1 protein-coding gene is annotated in these 610 nt (G+C 43.4%); it reads left to right on the plus strand.

The genetic code is table 11. The features are described from left to right. A partial coding sequence (locus tag ACS8FD_RS22295) for a sigma 54-interacting transcriptional regulator (RefSeq protein ID WP_439277471.1) occupies window positions 1–610 on the plus strand: 610 nt, incomplete at both ends.

The raw sequence follows: 610 nt of genomic DNA on the forward strand, positions 1-610 counted from the left end.
CTCATCCATGATTTAAGTCCACGCCGTGATGGTAGTTTTGTCCCAGTCAACTGTGGTGCGATTCCATCTGAGCTTATGGAGTCAGAGTTTTTTGGCCATAAAAAAGGTAGCTTTACTGGTGCGGTTGCAGATAAGCAAGGTTTGTTTCAACAAGCCAGTGGTGGTACATTATTTTTAGATGAAGTGGCAGATTTACCACTTGCTATGCAAGTAAAGCTATTACGTGCTATCCAAGAAAAGACAGTGCGCGCTATTGGTGACACCAAAGAGGTACCTGTAGATATTCGGATTTTATCAGCTACCCATAAAGACTTAAGCCAGTTGGTAAAAGACGGAGAGTTCCGGCAAGATTTGTACTATAGAATTAATGTGATAGAGCTTAAGCTTCCCACACTCAATACACGCCGTGACGATATTCCTTTACTCGCCAAGCACTTTTTAGCGCTGATATCTGAAGAGTGGCAGCTAGGTACACCAGCAGAGCTGACTGAAAGTGCTTGCGAGCGTCTGCAGCAGCATGAATTTGCTGGAAACGTTCGTGAACTGCGCAATATATTAGAGCGTGCAATTACTCTAGCAGAAACTACCATGATAAATGATACCCATCTAG

Source organism: Psychrobacter sp. 1U2, from assembly GCF_051847575.1.